Origin of the sequence: Stenotrophomonas sp. GD03654, from assembly GCF_029845105.1 — a bacterium.
In the GTDB taxonomy this organism is placed as follows: Bacteria; Pseudomonadota; Gammaproteobacteria; order Xanthomonadales; family Xanthomonadaceae; genus Stenotrophomonas; species Stenotrophomonas africana.
The window spans coordinates 1-16,263 of the sequence record NZ_JAOCLC010000024.1; the positions used below are offsets into that span (position 1 = coordinate 1).

Annotated in this window: 14 protein-coding genes and 1 pseudogene; 6 read left to right on the plus strand and 9 right to left on the minus strand. The window is 66.9% G+C overall.

Translation table 11 applies throughout. From position 1 onward, the window contains the following. Positions 1-912 (minus strand): LysR family transcriptional regulator (locus tag N5J73_RS10790; RefSeq protein ID WP_279940927.1); only part of this gene is annotated, 912 nt, incomplete at its 3' end. A 106-nt stretch (positions 913-1,018) separates the two neighbouring features. Here N5J73_RS10790 and N5J73_RS10795 point away from each other — a divergent pair. Then, positions 1,019-1,762 carry an SDR family oxidoreductase gene (locus tag N5J73_RS10795; protein ID WP_049448052.1) on the plus strand — a complete coding sequence of 248 codons (744 nt, stop codon included), beginning with the start codon at positions 1,019-1,021 and terminating at the stop codon, positions 1,760-1,762. 133 nt (positions 1,763-1,895) lie between these two features. Here the strand turns inward: N5J73_RS10795 and N5J73_RS10800 are convergent, their stop codons facing one another. From N5J73_RS10800 to N5J73_RS10810, 3 genes are read right to left on the minus strand one after another with little or no spacing between them, the layout of a single operon-like run. Further along, a complete protein-coding gene (locus N5J73_RS10800) occupies positions 1,896-4,973 on the minus strand; it encodes a CusA/CzcA family heavy metal efflux RND transporter (protein ID WP_049448051.1) in 3,078 nt (1,025 codons plus the stop codon). After that, on the minus strand, positions 4,970-6,142 hold the full coding sequence (locus N5J73_RS10805) for an efflux RND transporter periplasmic adaptor subunit (protein ID WP_049448050.1): 1,173 nt from the start codon (positions 6,140-6,142) through the stop codon (positions 4,970-4,972). The genes N5J73_RS10800 and N5J73_RS10805 overlap by 4 nt, the downstream gene beginning before the upstream one ends. Then, a complete protein-coding gene (locus tag N5J73_RS10810; protein WP_049448049.1) occupies positions 6,139-7,386 on the minus strand; it encodes a TolC family protein in 1,248 nt (415 codons plus the stop codon). The genes N5J73_RS10805 and N5J73_RS10810 overlap by 4 nt, the downstream gene beginning before the upstream one ends. A 62-nt stretch (positions 7,387-7,448) precedes the next feature. Between N5J73_RS10810 and N5J73_RS10815 the strand changes: the two genes are divergently transcribed. Together N5J73_RS10815 and N5J73_RS10820 are read left to right on the plus strand one after the other, a co-directional pair. After that, positions 7,449-8,123: a response regulator gene (locus tag N5J73_RS10815; RefSeq protein ID WP_049448048.1), complete on the plus strand. Its 675-nt coding sequence runs from the start codon at positions 7,449-7,451 to the stop codon at positions 8,121-8,123. Further along, the gene (locus N5J73_RS10820; protein WP_049448047.1) at positions 8,116-9,489 is read left to right on the plus strand and encodes a sensor histidine kinase; all 1,374 of its coding nucleotides are present in this window, start codon (positions 8,116-8,118) and stop codon (positions 9,487-9,489) included. The genes N5J73_RS10815 and N5J73_RS10820 overlap by 8 nt, the downstream gene beginning before the upstream one ends. Before the next feature lie 116 nt (positions 9,490-9,605). Here N5J73_RS10820 and N5J73_RS10825 read toward each other — a convergent pair whose 3' ends face one another. From N5J73_RS10825 to N5J73_RS10835, 3 genes are all read right to left on the minus strand, one after another. Next, positions 9,606-11,957 carry a GH92 family glycosyl hydrolase gene (locus N5J73_RS10825; RefSeq protein ID WP_049448046.1) on the minus strand — a complete coding sequence of 784 codons (2,352 nt, stop codon included), beginning with the start codon at positions 11,955-11,957 and terminating at the stop codon, positions 9,606-9,608. A gap of 96 nt (positions 11,958-12,053) precedes the next feature. Then, a complete protein-coding gene (locus N5J73_RS10830; protein ID WP_049448045.1) occupies positions 12,054-12,377 on the minus strand; it encodes a thioredoxin family protein in 324 nt (107 codons plus the stop codon). Positions 12,378-12,382: 5 nt separating this feature from the next. Continuing rightward, positions 12,383-12,799: a host attachment family protein gene (locus N5J73_RS10835; protein WP_049448044.1), complete on the minus strand. Its 417-nt coding sequence runs from the start codon at positions 12,797-12,799 to the stop codon at positions 12,383-12,385. 162 nt (positions 12,800-12,961) lie between these two features. Between N5J73_RS10835 and N5J73_RS10840 the strand changes: the two genes are divergently transcribed. The 3 genes and pseudogenes from N5J73_RS10840 to proP all read left to right on the plus strand — a co-directional run bounded on the left by N5J73_RS10840 (position 12,962) and on the right by proP (position 15,149). Then, complete coding sequence (locus tag N5J73_RS10840) at positions 12,962-13,189, plus strand: hypothetical protein (RefSeq protein ID WP_049448043.1); 228 nt, start codon at positions 12,962-12,964, stop codon at positions 13,187-13,189. An 85-nt stretch (positions 13,190-13,274) separates the two neighbouring features. Beyond that, entirely contained in the window at positions 13,275-13,403 is a 129-nt protein-coding gene (locus N5J73_RS10845) for a hypothetical protein (RefSeq protein WP_262222168.1), read from the plus strand. Between the two features lie 259 nt (positions 13,404-13,662). Next, positions 13,663-15,149: pseudogene (gene proP / locus N5J73_RS10850) on the plus strand (glycine betaine/L-proline transporter ProP). A gap of 93 nt (positions 15,150-15,242) precedes the next feature. Here the strand turns inward: proP and N5J73_RS10855 are convergent. Together N5J73_RS10855 and N5J73_RS10860 are read right to left on the minus strand one after the other, a co-directional pair. After that, positions 15,243-15,872: a hypothetical protein gene (locus tag N5J73_RS10855; RefSeq protein ID WP_049448041.1), complete on the minus strand. Its 630-nt coding sequence runs from the start codon at positions 15,870-15,872 to the stop codon at positions 15,243-15,245. A 3-nt stretch (positions 15,873-15,875) separates the two neighbouring features. After that, positions 15,876-16,217 (minus strand): type II toxin-antitoxin system prevent-host-death family antitoxin, encoded by a 342-nt coding sequence (locus tag N5J73_RS10860; protein ID WP_049448040.1) that lies wholly within the window; start codon positions 16,215-16,217, stop codon positions 15,876-15,878. Between the last annotated feature and the right edge of the window lie 46 nt (positions 16,218-16,263).

Below are 16,263 nucleotides of genomic sequence, written 5' to 3' on the forward strand. Positions count from 1 at the left end.
TGCCGGCCGCTGGCCGGCAACCCCGGTCTCCTCGAACACCCAAGCCACCCAGTCGATGAACACCCGCAAGCGTGGCGACGGCGTGCGGTTGCGCGGGTAGACCAGGCTCAACGGGCTCGGCGTCGGCGGCATCTCGGGCAACAGCTCCACCAACTGCCCACGCGCGATGTACGGGTCCATCCGGTAACGCGGCGCCTGGATGATACCGAGGCCCGCCAGCGCGGCACCAAGGAACGCGTCCGCACCGGACACTCGCACCCGCGCCGGCAGCGGCACGTAGCGCACCTGCCCGCCCTGCTGGAACTCCAGCGGAATCAGCTGGCCGGTGGCGCTGGAGCGATAGCCAACCATTTCGTGGCCGTCCAGCAGGGACTCGATGCTGCCTGGCACGCCCTTGCCCTGCAGGTAACCCGGCGCGGCCACCGTCACCTCGCGCAGCATCGCCAACCGGCGCGCCGCCAGATCGCTGTCGGCCAGCGTCCCCACCCGCAACGCCGCATCCACGCCTTCGCGCAGCAGGTCGACATAGCGGTCGCCTTCGCTGATCTCCAGTTCGATTTCCGGGTAGCGCTGCAGGAACACCGGAAGGTGCGGGAACAGCAGGTGCCGGCCCAGCGTGCCATGCACTTCGATACGCAACGGGCCGCGTGGCGGCGCGTCACGGAACGCGGCCTCGGCATCGTCCATGTCGGCGATCAGGCGCAGGCAACGGCCATAGAAGGCCTCGCCTTCCAGCGTCGGCACCACCAGCCGCGTGGTCCGGTGCAGCAGGCGCACGCCCAGCCGCTGTTCGAGCGCCTTGATCGCGTCGGTCACCGTGGCCCGCGGCAGGCCCAGGTCCTCGGAGGCCCGGGTGAAGCTGCGGCGCTCGACGATACGGACGAAGGCGCGCATGGCCGTGAAGCGGTCCATTATTCGGTTGTCCGGATGATGTTGACGGATTATGCAGGATTATCCGAAAAGACAATGTCGCGAAGATGGCCCTGCGCCACTCCGGCGTGCCCTGCTGGAACCCACCATGACCCTCTCCCCCGCCCGCTCTGTCGCCCTGGTCACCGGCGGTTCCCGTGGCATCGGCGCGGCCATCTCCCGCCGCCTGGCCGCCGATGGCCACGCGGTCGCCATCAACTATGCGGGGCGCCGCGACGACGCCGAAGCCTTGGCGGCCGAACTCAACGCGGCCGGTGTGCAGGCCATCGCGCTGCAGGCCGATGTGGCCGATTCACAGGCGGTCAGCCAGCTGTTCGACGCCATCGAGGCCCGTTTCGGCGGCATCGACGTGGTGGTCAACAGCGCCGGCGTATTGCAGCTGGCGCCGCTGGCCGACAGCGACGACGCATTGTTCGGGCGGGTGATCGGCATCAACCTCAAGGGAGCCTTCAACGTGCTGCGCGAAAGCGCGCGACGGGTGCGCGACGGTGGCCGGCTGATCACCCTGTCCACCAGCGTGGTCGGTATCAAGCTGGAGCACTACAGCGTGTACGCGGCCAGCAAGGCAGCGGTGGAGACGATGGGCGCGATCCTCAGCAAGGAGCTGCGAGGGCGCAACATCACCGTGAATGCAGTGGCTCCCGGCCCGACCGCCACCGATCTGTTCCTGGACGGCAAATCACCCGAACTGATCGAGCGGCTGGCGAAGATGAACCCCCTGGAGCGGCTGGGTACGCCGGAGGACATCGCCGGTGCGGTTGCGTTCCTGGCAGGCACCGATGGCGGGTGGATCAATGGCCAGGTGCTGCGCGCCAACGGCGGGATGGTGTAGATCGCGCGGCCGGCTTCCACGCATGGCGTGGATCGCATCTGCGCATGTCGCGGGGGTAGAGCCGAGCCCATGCTCGGCTGCTCTCCGCGCAAAGGCCAGAAGCAGCCGAGCATGGCTCGGCTCTACATTATCGTCAGCCCGCGCGGGCCTCGCGGCGCCGGTGTACCCAGTAATACAGCGTGGGCAATACCAGCAGGGTCAGCAGCATCGCCGACAGCAGGCCACCGATCACCACCACCGCCAGCGGCTTCTGGGTCTCGGCACCGATCGCATGCGAGGTGGCCATCGGCAGCAGGCCGAACATCGCCAGCAGCGCGGTCATCAGCACCGTGCGCAGGCGCTGCAGCGAGCCCTGTACCACCGACTGCAGCAGGTCCATGCCCTGCTCTCGCAGCTGCGCGAAGCGACTGAGCATGATCACCCCGTTCAGCACCGCTTGCCCGAACAATGCAATGAAACCGATCGCCGCCGACACCGACAGCGGGATGCCGGTCAACCACAGGGCGAGGATGCCGCCGATCATCGCCAGCGGCACGTTGGCCAGGATCAGCGCGGCACTGCTGATGTCCTTGAAGGCATCGAACAGCAGTACGAAGATGATCAGCACCGACAGCGGGATCACCCAGCCCAGCCGCTTCATTGCACGTTGCTGGTTCTCGAACTCGCCGGACCATTCCAGCCGGTAGCCTTCCGGCAGCTGCACGCTGGCATCCACGCGCGTGCGCATGTCGGCCACCACGCTGCCCATGTCGCGGCCGGCGATGAAGATGCTCACCGCCTTCACCCGCTGCGCGTTCTCGCGCGAGATGTTGATCGCGCCGCTGGCCATGCGGAAATCAGCCACGTCGGACAATGTCACCGTGTGGCCGTCGCCGATGCCGACCGGCACCGTGCGCAGCCGTTGCAGGTCGCGGTCGGCGTCGTCCAGGCGCAGCGTGATCGGGAACTTGCGGTCGCCCTCCCACAGCTCGCCGACCTGGCGCCCGCCCAGCGCAGTCTCGATCACCTCGTCGATGTCGCGCACGTTCAGGCCATAGCGTGCGGCACGGTCACGGTCGATCTCGATCTGCAGCTGCGGCAACGACCCGTCGCGGTCGATGAAGGCGCTCTCCACGCCCTCCACGCCACGTACCTGGCCCAGAATCGCCTGTGCCTGCTGGTTCAATACGTCCAGATCCGAGCCACTGACCTTGATCACCACCTGGCCCTTGATCTGCGAGATGCTCTCCAGGATGTTGTCGCGCACCGGCTGCGAGATCGAGAACTCCGGCCCCGGAATGCGCTGCTCCAGCGTGCGCTGCAGGTCGCTCACCAGCTGCCGCTTGTCCACACCCTTCGGCCACTCCTTCTCCGGCTTCAACGCCACCAGCGCCTCGATCTGGTTGGCGCCCTTGGCATCGGAGCCGTCTTCCGGGCGCCCCAGCTTGGCCACCACGGTCGATACCTGCGGGAAAGTGCCGACCAGCTCACGGATGCGCCGCGACTGCTGTTGCGCCTCAGCCAGGCTGGTGCTGGGATCCAACGTGGCGGTCAACCAGATCGAGCCTTCGTCCAGCTCGGGCAGGAACTCCGACCCCAGGCGGGTGCCCAGTGCCAGCGTGCCGACCAGCAGCGCAACCGCGGTCAGCACTACCGCACGCGGGCGAGCCAGTGCGCGCTCCAGGATCGGCCGATACCAGCCGGTCAGGCGGTCCATCAGGGGATTGCCGTCGCGCATGCGGTCGCGCCGCAGCCACCAGTAGCAGAACAACGGCACCACGGTCAGCGCCAGGATCAGCGCGCCGATCAATGCCGAGGTCACCGAGTACGCCATCGGCGCGAACATGCGGCCTTCCTGGCGCTGCAGGGTGAAGATCGGGATATGCGCGGCGATGATGATCAGCATCGAGAAGAACGTCGGTCGACCCACTTCCGATGCAGCTGAAAGAATGGTCGAGAACCGTGTCTTCCGGTCGGCGGTGGACGGCAGCTTCGACAGTCGCGAGACGATGTGTTCGGTCACGATCACCGCGCCATCGATGATGATGCCGAAATCCATCGCGCCCAACGACAGCAGGTTGGCCGGTACGCCCCACAGATGCAGGCCAAGGAAGGTCGACAGCAGGGCCAGAGGCATCATCGCCGCCACGATCAGCGCGGCCCGGGCGTTGTACAGGAACAGCCACAGCACCAGGAACACGAGCACTGCGCCTTCCAGCAGGTTGCGGAAGACCGTCTTCAGCGTGGTCGTGACCAGCCACGAGCGGTCGTAGAACGGTTCGATGCTGACGCCGGCCGGCAACTGGTTGGCCTCGATCTCGGCGATGCGCGCATGCAGGGCGTCGAGCACGTCGGATGGGTTCTCGCCCTTGCGCATCAGCACCATGCCGAACACTGCATCGTCGTTGTCGTCCTGGCCGACCAGGCCCTGGCGGGGCAGGCCGGTGTCGGCAATGCCGGCCAGGTCGCGCACCAGAATCGGCGTGCCCCCGCGCTGCGCCACCACCACGTTGCCGATGTCGGCCGGCGAACGCATCAGACCTACGCCACGGATCAGGAACTGCTGCTGGCCGCGTTCGACATAACCGCCACCCGCATTCGAGCTGCCCTTCTCCAACGCCTCGGCGAACTCACCCAGGCTGATGCCGCGGTCGCGGAGCTTGTCCAGGTCCGGCTTGACCTGGAAGGTGCGCGCGAAGCCGCCGAAGCTGATCACATCGGCCACGCCCGGCACGGTGCGCAGGCTGCGCTCCATCGTCCATTCCTGCACGGTGCGCAGCTGGGTCGGCGTCATGTGCGGGCCTTTCAGCACATAACGGTAGATCTCACCTACCGCCGAACTCATCGCCTCCAGTTCCGGCGATACCCCTTCCGGCAGCTCCACGCCCTGCAGGCGTTCCAGCACCTGCTGCCGTGCGAAGTAGTCATCGGCCTTGTCGTCGAAGGTCAGGATGATCATCGACAGGCCGAACTGCGTATGCGAGAACACCCGCACCGAATGCGGGATGCCGGACAACGCCACTTCCAGTGGCATCGTCACCTCGCGCTCGACCTCTTCGGCGGCACGGCCCGGGTGCAGCGACACCACTGTAACCTGGGTGTCGGACACATCCGGGAAGGCTTCAACCGGCAGCACGCGGAACGCGGCAATGCCAGCGCCGATGAACAGCAACAGTGCGAGCATCACCATCAGCGGCTGGCGCAGGCAGTAGGCAATCAGGCGATCGATCATGGGGCGGCGTGCCCCGTGCCGATGCTGGCGGTGGCGGGCGCGCTGTCCGCCAGCTGCTGCAGCAGCAGGCCGCCCTCGACCACCACCCTGGCGCCTGCGGCCAGACCCTCACGCACCCACAGGCGGCCGTCGCCCAGTTCCTCGGCATGCACGGCGTGACGCACGAAGCGGCCCTTGCCCTCCTCCACGAACACCACCTGCTTGCCGTCGATCAACAACACGGCCGCATCCGGCAGCGAGACACCGCCCTCGCCCGGCAACGCCACCTGGGCGCGCACGTACTGCCCTGCCTTGAAGCCGCGTGCGCGGTTGTCCAGCTCGGCGCGCGCCTGCACCACGCGGCGTTCGCTGTCGACGAAATCATCCACGTGCTGCAGGGTCGCCTGCAGCGGCTGTCCATCGGCGCCGGGCATGGTCACCTGCATGCCCGCCTGCAAGCGTCCAGCCAGGCTCTCGGGAACATCCAGCAGCAGCCACAAGCGGTCCGGATCGCCAATCACCGCCAACGGCTGCTCGCTGTCGGGGCTGACTGCCATGCCCGGGCTCATCCGCCGCTCCACCAGCACGCCATCGATCGGCGCGCGCAGCGGCAGGCGCTGGTCGACGTGCTGGCCATTGCCATACGCCCTGGCGAAGGCGGTTGCACGCGCATGATCGGCCTGGCTGCCGGCGAAATTGGCCTCGGCCTCGTCCAGTTCGCGGCCCGACGCCACACCCGCCGCATGCAACTCGCGGGTGCGCTCCAGCTCCTTTCGCGCCTGCTGCAGCTCGGCACGGCCGCGCACGCCGTCGGCCTGGGCCTGGCCGAATTCGGGCGAGGTGATCCAGGCGATCACCTGGCCCGCCTTCACTTTCTGCCCCGGTTGTGCCTCGATGCGCGCCACCTGCCCCGCCAGCGGCGTGCGCAGCGCGCTGGAGCGCGTCTCGTCCCAGACCACCCGGCCCGGCAGCTGCAGGCTGGCGCTGGCGCCGGCGGTCACCGCCTCGCTGCGCAGCACGTCCAGCTGGCGGCTACCGGCCGGAAACTGGATCTGGCCAGCACTGACCTTCGGCGCGTCCCCGGTATACGACGCCGGTTCGCGGCCGCAGCCGCCCAGCAGGGCCAGCGCCAGCAAGGCCGGCAGCACGGCGTGTCGCGCCTGCGGGCGACAAGCGACGGTGAACTTCATCGAGACTCTCCTTCAGCAACGGATGTGGCCGCTTCCCAGCGCGCCAGGGCAATGGCATGTTCGGCTCGCGCTTCAATCAACGCAGCCTCGAACTCGCGCCAGCTGCGGCGCGCATCCAGCAGATCGGTCAGGCTGGCGGCGCCGCGCCGGTACGCCAGTTCGATGCCCCGCACCGCCTTGCGTGCGGCGTCGGACTGCAGTCCTTCGTAGTCACTTCGACGCTGCGCGGCGGACTGCGCGCTGGCTTGCAACCGGTCCAGTTCGGCACGCGCTTCACGCTGTAGCACCTGCAGCTCCAGCGCGGCATTGTCGCGGTCGGCCTCGGCACGCTGGATCGCGCCGCGTGCACGCGACGGCCCCCCCAGCGGAACGGTTAGCGACACGCCCCAGGTGACACCGCTGATGTCGGTGGGCTCGCGTTCTGCCTCCACGCCCAACTGGATGTCGCGGTGGCGCTCGCTGCGCGCCAATGCCACACCGGCGTCGGCGGCAGCCAGGCGCGAACGGGCCGCGCGCAGATCGGCACGCTGCTGCGGATCGAACGCGCGCGCATCGGCCCTGCCCGCGGGGTCTGGCCACGGATCATCGGCGCTGAGGTCATGACTGTCGTCGCGGCCGAGCAGCAGGCCCAGCGCATGCTGCGCATCGCGCAGATCCAGCGCCGCCTCGCGCGCCGCGTCGGCTACCGCCAGGTCGTCCACCGCCAGCCGCGCGCGGTCGACCGGCGCCATCGCCCCGGTGGCAACCTGCTTGTCCGCCGCCGCCATCTGTTCGGCCGAACTCAGGCGGTTGGCATCGGCAATCTGCGCCCGCTCCTGTGCACCCTTCAGGCCGAAATAGGTTTCATGCAGTGCTACCTGCTGGCGGCGCCGCGCATCGAGCATCTCCAGCCCGGCCACCTCCAGCAGCGCATCGGCCTGGCGGATACGCAACGCGCGCTTGCCACCGCGCTCCCAGGTCCAGCCCAGGCCCACGGTGCTGTCCACCCGCTTGTCCTGCCAGCGCCCAGGACCGATGCCGTGTTTGGGGCTGATCTTGCTGGTGCCGATCGACAGCTCGGTGGCCGGGCGCAGCGCCGCCGTCTGCGCATCACCCTGCACACCGCGCAGCGCCAGTGCCGCCGCACGCAGGTCCGGGTTGCGTGCTTCCATTGCGCGCTGCGCTTCCGCCAGCGACAACGCTGAAGCCACGGGTGCCCACAGGAGGGCGGCCAGCACGGCCGCAAGACGAGGGGAGAAATTCATGCACGTCACGGTAAGGTGACGCACTTGCGCCAAACTTGCCCCAACCTTGCACGAAGCTTGCAATGCGAATCCTGCTGATCGAAGACGACGCCGCTCTGGCCGATGGACTGATCCGCGCCCTGCAGGGTGCCGGACATCTGTGCGACCACCTTTCGCGCGGGCTGCACGCACCCGCTGCACTGGCCAGCGCACCGTATGACGTGATGGTGCTCGACCTTTCATTGCCCGACGTGGATGGCCTGGACCTGCTGTCCCGCCTGCGCAACGACGGCACCACCCTGCCGGTGCTGATCCTGACCGCACGCGATGGCGTGGAAGACCGCATCCTCGGTCTCGACCGCGGTGGCGACGACTACCTGGCCAAGCCATTCGCACTCGGCGAGCTGGAAGCGCGTCTGCGGGCGCTGTCCCGGCGTCGCAGTGATGCACCCGCGCAGAAACGCATGGGCCGGTTGTGCTTCGACAGCATCCGCAATGAAGTGCAGGTGGACGGGCAGCGCATCGAACTGACCGCGCGCGAGTTGTCGCTGGTCGATGCACTGATGCAGCATCCCGGCCGAACGGTTACCAAACAGCGTCTGTTCGACGCGCTGTACAGTTGGGACCACGAGGCCAACCTGTCGGTGATCGAAGTGCATGTCAGCCGCCTGCGCCGCAAACTGGAACAGGCGCGCGCCGGCGTCGGCATCCGCATGCTGCGTGGGCTTGGATACCGGTTGGAGGCCGTGGGTGACTGAGCGCGTGCACAGCCTGCGTGGCCTGCTGCTGCGGCGCCTGTGGCTGCCGCTGCTGGTACTGCTGCTGTGCAGCGCAGTGGGTTCATTCGCCTTGGCGCGCTTCTATGCCGGCCAGGTCTACGACCGCTGGCTGCTGGATTCGGCGATGTCGTTGTCCGAGCTGGTGACGGTGCAGGATGGTCGCGCCTCAATCGAAATCACCCCGGCAGTCTCGCGCATGTTCACCTGGGACACCGCCGACGAAGTGCATGGCGAAGTGGTCGACGCTGCAGGCGGGCGCCTGTATGGCGACCTGCCCGAAGCATTGCCGCGCCCGGCGATGCCCGCCAGCAGCGACGACGCGGTGTACTACGATGCGCGACTGCGTGGCCAGGCCGTGCGCATGGTCGAAGTGGTGGTCAGCGCCGGACCTGGCCATGACATCCGGCTGCGCGTGGCCGAGACACTGCGCAAGCGCCACCGGCTGGAGCGCAAGCTGCTGCTGACCAGCGTTCCGTTCCAGGCTGCGATCCTGACACTGGCGGCGTGGCTGGCCTGGTCCGGTACAGGCGCTGCCGCACGCCATGCCAACCTGGTCGCACGGCGCCTGGCCAGCCCCCGCCCAGACCCGCTGGCGCCGCTGGATCCTACACAGGAGGCGCCGCGCGAGCTGTGGCCGGCAGTGGAGGCATACAACGCACTACTGCAGCGGCTGGACGCCATGCAGGCCGCGCAACGCCGCTTTGTCAGCAATGCCGCGCACCAGCTGCGCACGCCCTTGGCAGCAATGCAGGTGGAGCTGGAGAGTTCATTGCGCCAGCACGATCCGCAGGCCCAGCAACTGGCGTTGTCCGGCACGCTGGCCGGGCTGGCGCGGCTGCAGCACCTGGTCAACCAGCTGCTGATGCTCAGCCGATCGGAAGATCCGCATGGCAGTGGACTGCCACTGCAACCGGTGGACCTGGCTGCGTTGGCACGCGACGTGGTGGAGCGCTACGCCGACCGTTCGTTGGCGGCGGGCGTGGACCTGGGCTACGAGGGGCCCGACGACGGCGTGTCGATACAGGGCGACCCGCAGCTGCTGCGCGAAGCGTTGGGCAATCTGCTGGACAACGCGCTGCGCTACGGTGCCTCGCGCGGGGTGATCACCCTCGGCGTTCGGCAGGAGGTCGAAGACGTATTGGTGTGGGTGGACGATAACGGCGCCGGCATTGCCGAAGCCGAGCGCTCGCGCGTCACGGAACGCTTCTACCGGGCCAGCAGCGAGGGCGATGGCTGCGGCCTGGGACTGGCGATCGTGGCCGAGATCGCGCAGCGGCATGGCGCGACCCTGATGATTGATACCGCCCCGATCGGCGGCGCGCGGGTGGGGTTGCGGTTTCGCTGACCTTTGTCGAATTGCCCTTGTAGAGCCGAGCCTATGCTCGGCTCAGGCACCGTGCCAAAAGCAGCCGAGCATGGGCTCGGCTCTACAGGTTCAAGGTCAGCCGTGAAACGTGCGCATCACCGGCTCATCGAGTACGGCGCCTGCGCGCCCTGCCCCGGCCAATCCTTGTTCGGCTCGGCCTGCATGGTGAAACGCAGCTCGCCACCTGCCAGGATCTCGTCATGGCGCAGGAAGGTGCGCTGCAGCGGCTTGCCGTTGAGGCTCACGCTGCCAACGTACGTGTGCTTGTCATCCAGGCCCTCGGCCACGATGGTGAACGTCTTGCCGTTCGGCAGGCGCATCGCGGTCTTCGGCAGGAACGGGCGGCCGAGGATGTACTCGCCCGAGCCCGGCGCTACCGGGTAGAAGCCCAGCGCGGTGAACACATACCACGCCGACATCTGGCCAACGTCATCATTGCCGGCCAGGCCATCAGGCCGATCGGCATACTGGGTGTCCATGATCTGCTTCAGGCGCGCCTGGGTGCGCCACGGCTGGCCGGCGTACGAGTACAGGTAGGCCACATGGTGACTGGGTTCGTTGCCATGTGCATACCAGCCGATCAGGCCGGTGATGTCTTCCATGTGCTCGAAGACGGACGGATCCACCTTGGCGTTGAACACCTCGTCCAGGCGCGCGAGCAGCTTGTCACTGCCACCATGTGCTGCCGCCAGGCCGGCGACGTCCTGCGGCACGTACCACGAATACTGCCAGGCGTTGCCCTCGGTGTAGTCGGTGCCATAGCCGCTGGCGCTGGGGTCGAACGGAGTGCGGAAGCTGCCATCGCGCTTGCGTGCGCGCATGAAGCCGGTGTCCTTGTCGAAGGCGTTGCGCCAGTTACCCGCGCGCTTGTCGAAGGTCGCCGCGATATCGCCCTTGCCCATCGCCTGCGCCATGCGTGCGATGGTCCAATCATCGAAGGCGTATTCCAGCGTCTTGCTGGCCGCTTCACCTTCCTCGTCGATCGGCACATAGCCCAGCTCGCGGTACTGCGCGATGCCGTCATAGGGGCCGTAGTTGGCGGTCTCGACCATCGCCTTCAATGCCTTGTCGGCGTCGAAACCGCGGATGCCCTTCACGTAGGCGTCGGCAATCACCGGCACGGCGTGGTAGCCGATCATGCACCAGTCTTCCAGGCCATGGAACGACCACACCGGCAGCATGCCGTAGGGACTATGCTCATGGTGCGCCAGCATCGAATTGACGAAGTCGCTGTTGCGCTTCTCCGGCTGCACCAGCGTCAGCAACGGATGCAGCGCGCGGTACGTGTCCCACAGCGAGAACGTGGAATAGTTCGTGAAGCCATCAGCCTTGTGCACGGCATTGTCCGAGCCGCGGTACTGGCCATCGGCATCCATGAACAGCGTCGGCCCCAGCATCGTGTGGTACAGCGCGGTATAGGCACTGCGCCGCGCGTGTTCCGGTGCATCGATATCGAGCACCGACAGCGCCTGCGTCCATTCCTGCTTCGCCTGCGCACGCACGCGATCGAAATCGAAGTCGGCCACTTCCGCATCGAGGTTGGCGATGGCGCCGGCCTCGCTGACGGGTGAGATTGCGACCTTGACCACCAGCGGTGCGTCCAGCTTGCCGAATGCGAAGGTACCCACCAGCTGCCGGCCTTCGATCTGTGCGCGCTGTGACGGATCCTTCTCGCCCGGGGGCGGGAAACCCTTGTAGACGACATCCTGCTCGGTGTTGTGCAGCTCATGCCCGGCCAGCGGGCGCGAGAAACGCATCGCGAAGTACAGCTGGCGGCCCAGCGCCCAACCGCGGGTCTCGCGGAAGCCGGTCACCGTGCCGTCGGCACGCACCCGTACCCGCGACCACAGCACCTTGCCCGGGTAGTCGTACATGCTGGTGCGCATGTCCAGCAGCACCTTGGCGTCGGCGCCCTTCGGGAAGGCGTAGCGATGCACGCCCACGCGCGTACTGGTGGTCAGCTCGGCGCGCACCTTGTAGTCGTCCAGGGTGACCGCGTAATAGCCCGGCTCGGCCTTCTCGTCAGCGTGGCGGAACCGTGAGGCATAACCGCTGCGCGGCTTCTCCGGATCGCCCCGCTCCAGGCCGGGATTGCCGGTGAACGGCATCAGCAGGATGTCGCCCAGATCGGAATGGCCGGTGCCGGAAAAATGCGTGTGCGAGAAGCCGACGATGCTGCTGTCGTCGTAGCGGTAGCCGGCCGCCCAACCGTAGGCTTTCTCGCGTGGCTGGATACGCGTATCCGGGCTCAGCTGGACCATGCCGAACGGCACCGTTGCACCCGGATAGGTGTGGCCTTCCCCACCGGTGCCGATGAACGGGTCGACCGAGGCATAGGCCCTGTCGGCGGCAGTTCTGGCAGGCGCGGCCGACGCCAGGCCGGAAGCGAGCATCGCCGTGGCGGCGACAGCGATCAGGAGACGACGGTCCAGCGTGGGCATCGGCATTTGGATCGATTCAGGTGATAGTCAGATCCTAGCACCGGGCCTGTCACGCCGCATGCTGCAGTGCGACTGCCCGGCTTCCCATGCCCGGTTCAATCTTCAATCGGGAAGCGCGCTCTGCAACGACGTCAGGTCCGCAGGATCCAGCGGCCTTACCACCCGCGCAACCTCTTCTCCATCGTGCAGCAGCACCACCGTCGGCCACAGCTTTACCTTGAATGCTCGCCCCAACGGCCTTCCCTTGCCATCCTCGATCTTCCAGTGCGGCAGATCGTTCGCTTCGACAAAGGCCTGCAATGCAGCCTGCGCGGCCTGGCAATGGCCGCACCAGGGTGCACCGAACTCGAGAAGCTGCCAGCCGACCTGCGCCTCCACATCCGAGCGGTCGGGCTCCGCCGACAAGTAATCGCGCATGAAAGGCATCCGCGCTACGCCGCCAGCGCCTTCTGGATGTCCGCCAGCGGTGCGTTGGTCAGGTCCTTGGCGATGTCGCCCAGCAGGCGGGCCTGGACCTCCTTGTGCAGCAGCGGCCGGATGCGCCCCAGCGTGGTCGGATCCGCAATCAACACCAGATGTGCATAGCGGTTCTTCAACGCGTCCTCGTTGAGCTGTTCTGCCACCTGCTTGGCGAACGTGGCCTCGTTGAGCTGCGAGACCGACATATCCTTCGGCACTGCACCCGCAGGCCCCTGCCCGGATACACCCTGCTCGCTGATGTCCTGCAGGCGCAGTTCGCCTTCCTGCTTCAAGGTCAACTGGTGGTTGCTGCCCACGTTGGTGAACACCCGTGCCGAACCACCGTCGGCTACCACGATCAGGGTTCCTTCGGGAATCGTCCGCGCCATTGCATCCTCCATCAATCCGAAAAGTGGGTGTGCGCTCCACCTTATGCACGCCGATGTCACCAGCGCGCGCACAGGATGTGATCCCGTCATCGCAATCTGCAATCAGCGCTAAATTTGTCCGGATGCCTGCCGCTATGGCCTCCATCATCGCGAGGAACCTCTGTGTACGCTGGCTCACTGTTCCACGTCTGCTTTGCCACCAGCCTGGCGATCGCCGGCTGCGCAGGCTGCATCCATCAGTTCCTGCTGGGCAGACCGCTGTTCGCATTGGCCATCATGTTCTCCGTACTGACGATGATCGGCGCTGCTCTGGTCTCGCGTCGGCTGGCGCTGCCCGGCGCACTGGCGATGGCCTGCACCGTATTCGGGTTGATGGCGAAATCGGCCTGAGGCATCTGAACGGGCAGCGTGGAACACAGCGTGCAGATCAGCCCGCTTCGCTGCACGCTCACGCCGATGCCGTTATGATGAATCAATGATCGACACTACCCACTACGTGACGGGCGAACCTGTTACGTGGGAAGCACTGCCGACCGGCGCTTCGCTTGCCACGAATGCTCCCGCCCTGCATTTCCATCGCATTGCGCTGGATCCCGGCGGATGACGCCCGCGGGCCTTCTGCCTGCCCCCCACGCTGATCTGATACCCGGCTGCTGACTGCGCGGCCGCGGTGATCCCGTTGCTGCGTTTCCGCCCCTGCGGCGGTGCATTACCGTGCGCGTGGCGCTCCGCCTGCACACATTCCCCGGCCCTCACGCCACCCATCGATGCCGCTGCGCCACTTGCGCCCGCATCGCCGTTTCCGATTTCCGGGACACACCACACCGCCCATTCCCCTATTCCATACCTACAAGGGAGCCCCCATGCAGGACACGCCCGAGGCACATGCCCATTTCGGCTGGTTCAAACGCCGCCGCCACCTGAAGGTCGATGAGATCACCGTCGTCGACAAGCCCATGCTGAAGCGCGCCGTAGGCGCCGCCGCACTCGGCAATGCCATGGAGTGGTTCGACTTCGGTGTATACGGCTATCTCGCCGTCACCATCGGCCAGGTGTTCTTCCCGTCCAGCAACCCTACGGCACAGGTAATCGCGGCCTTCGCCACCTTCACCGTGGCGTTCCTGGTGCGGCCGCTCGGCGGCCTTGTGTTCGGCCCACTCGGCGACCGCTATGGGCGCCAGAAAGTACTGGCGTTCACCATGATCCTGATGGCACTGGGTACGTTCTCGATCGGCCTGATTCCCTCCTACGAGCGCATAGGCATCTGGGCACCGGTGCTGTTGCTGCTGGCGCGCGTGGTGCAGGGCTTCTCCACCGGTGGCGAGTACGGCGGCGCGGCAACCTTCATCGCCGAGTATTCCACCGACCGCAACCGCGGCCTGATGGGCAGCTGGCTGGAGTTCGGCACGCTGGGCGGCTACATCGCCGGCGCGGGCACGGTCACCGCACTGCACATGCTGTTGAGCAACGCGCAGATGCTGGACTGGGGCTGGCGCATTCCGTTCCTGGTGGCCGGCCACTCGGCCTGCTCGGCCTGTACATGCGCATGAAACTGGAAGAGACGCCGGCGTTCCGCGCCTTTGCCGAGGAAGCCGAGAAGCGCGAGCATGATCGCCCCGGGCTGGGCGCACTGTTCCAGGTACACGGCCGCCAGCTGCTGGTGTGCATGGGCCTGGTGCTGGTGTTCAACGTCACCGATTACATGCTGCTGACCTACATGCCCAGCTACCTCAGCGTCACCATGGGCTACGCCGAAAGCAAGGGCCTGCTGCTGATCATCATCGTGATGCTGGTGATGATGCCGCTGAACATCGTCGGCGGGTTGTTCAGTGACAAACTGGGGCGCCGCCCGATGATCATCGGTGCCTGCATCGCGCTGCTGGTGCTGGCGGTGCCTTGCCTGCTGCTGGTCGGCAGCGGCAACGACTGGATGATCTTCCTGGGCCTGATGCTGCTGGGCCTGGCACTGGTGTGCTTCACCAGTTCGATGCCATCCACACTGCCAGCCCTGTTCTATACCCCGGTGCGCTACAGCGCACTGTCGATCGCCTTCAATGTGTCGGTGTCGCTGTTCGGTGGCACCACGCCGCTGCTGACCGCATGGCTGGTGGAACGTACCGGCGATCCGCTGGTGCCGGCCTACTACCTGATGGGCGCGGCGGTGATCGGCCTGGTGACCATGCTGTTCGTGAAGGAGACCGCGGGCCTGCCGCTGCGCGGTTCACCGCCGGCGGTCGGCAGCGACAGGGAAGCTGCCGCGCTGTTGAAGAGCGATGTACCCGTGACGGTGGACCCGATCTTGCCGCCGCTGCCGGACGTTGCGGAGCCCGAGCAGGTGAAGCCGGCCTGAGGCCGGGTGGAACCAGCGTTGTAGAGCCGAGCCCGGGCTCGGCGCCTTTCGGGGATCAGCCGAGCATGGGCTCGGCTCTACACCCCTGCGCCCTCAATCATGCGGGGTGTCCAACGCCATCGCACGCATTACGATGGGTTTGGCCCAGTCCGGCGTATGCAGCAGCTCGGCCACCGAGACCGGGTACTGCAGCTGGCCATGCGCCATCGCCAGCACCGGCAGCGGCTCGACGCAGCCGTCGGCGTCGGCGGGAGCGCTGTTGTCGTAGACATGCAGCTCGGCCAGGTGTGGCAGCAGGTCCAGCAGGTTCTCGCGCGCCGAATCGAAGCGGGCGTGGATCTTCTCCACTGGAATGTCATGGCCGCCGGCGGCCACACGCCCTGCAACGCGGGCAATATGCAGCTCCACCGTGGCCAGGCCGCAGAACCAGATCGCAACGTGATGGTGTTCGCAGGCCTCGCGCAGCAGGCGCGGGATGGTATTGCCGCCCAGCGTGGTCTCGAAGGCGAAATCCGTGCCATCGGCCATTGCCTGGCGCAGACGGCGAGTGCCTTCCTGCCAGGCCTCGGCATTCGCATCGGGCAGCGGCCAACCGGCCTCCACCAGGCGGCGGGTGAACGAATCGGGGTTGAACCAGCCCAGGCCTTCGGCTTCCAGCCAGGTTCCCAGCAACGAACTCTTGCCGGCGCCGTTGACGCCGGCCAGCACCAGGATCCGCCCCATCGGTCAGAGCGGACGGCCGAGGGTGACCTTGCGGCCGCGCCGAATCGGCTGGCCCAGCACTTTGCCCAGCCCCTCACCGCGCTGCAGGCCGGCCAGAGTCTGGTCGAATTCGCTGCGCAGGCGCAGCAGTTCTTCACTGCGCTCACCGGCATCGCTGCCGGCGGCCTTGGCCAACAGCTCCTGGTAGGTGCGGATATCCACGATCACCGCTTCGGGGTGGTTGTGGTTGGTGATGACCAGCGCCTGCTTCTCACGCACGGTACGCATCAGGCTCGGCCAGCCCCTCGTCTTCACAGACGAGGCCGGGGCCTTTTCGAGGCCAGGCAGATCCAGCGGCAGGGTCATGGCACGGCTCCAGGCAGAAGTGGATAATGGCCACTATACCCAATTT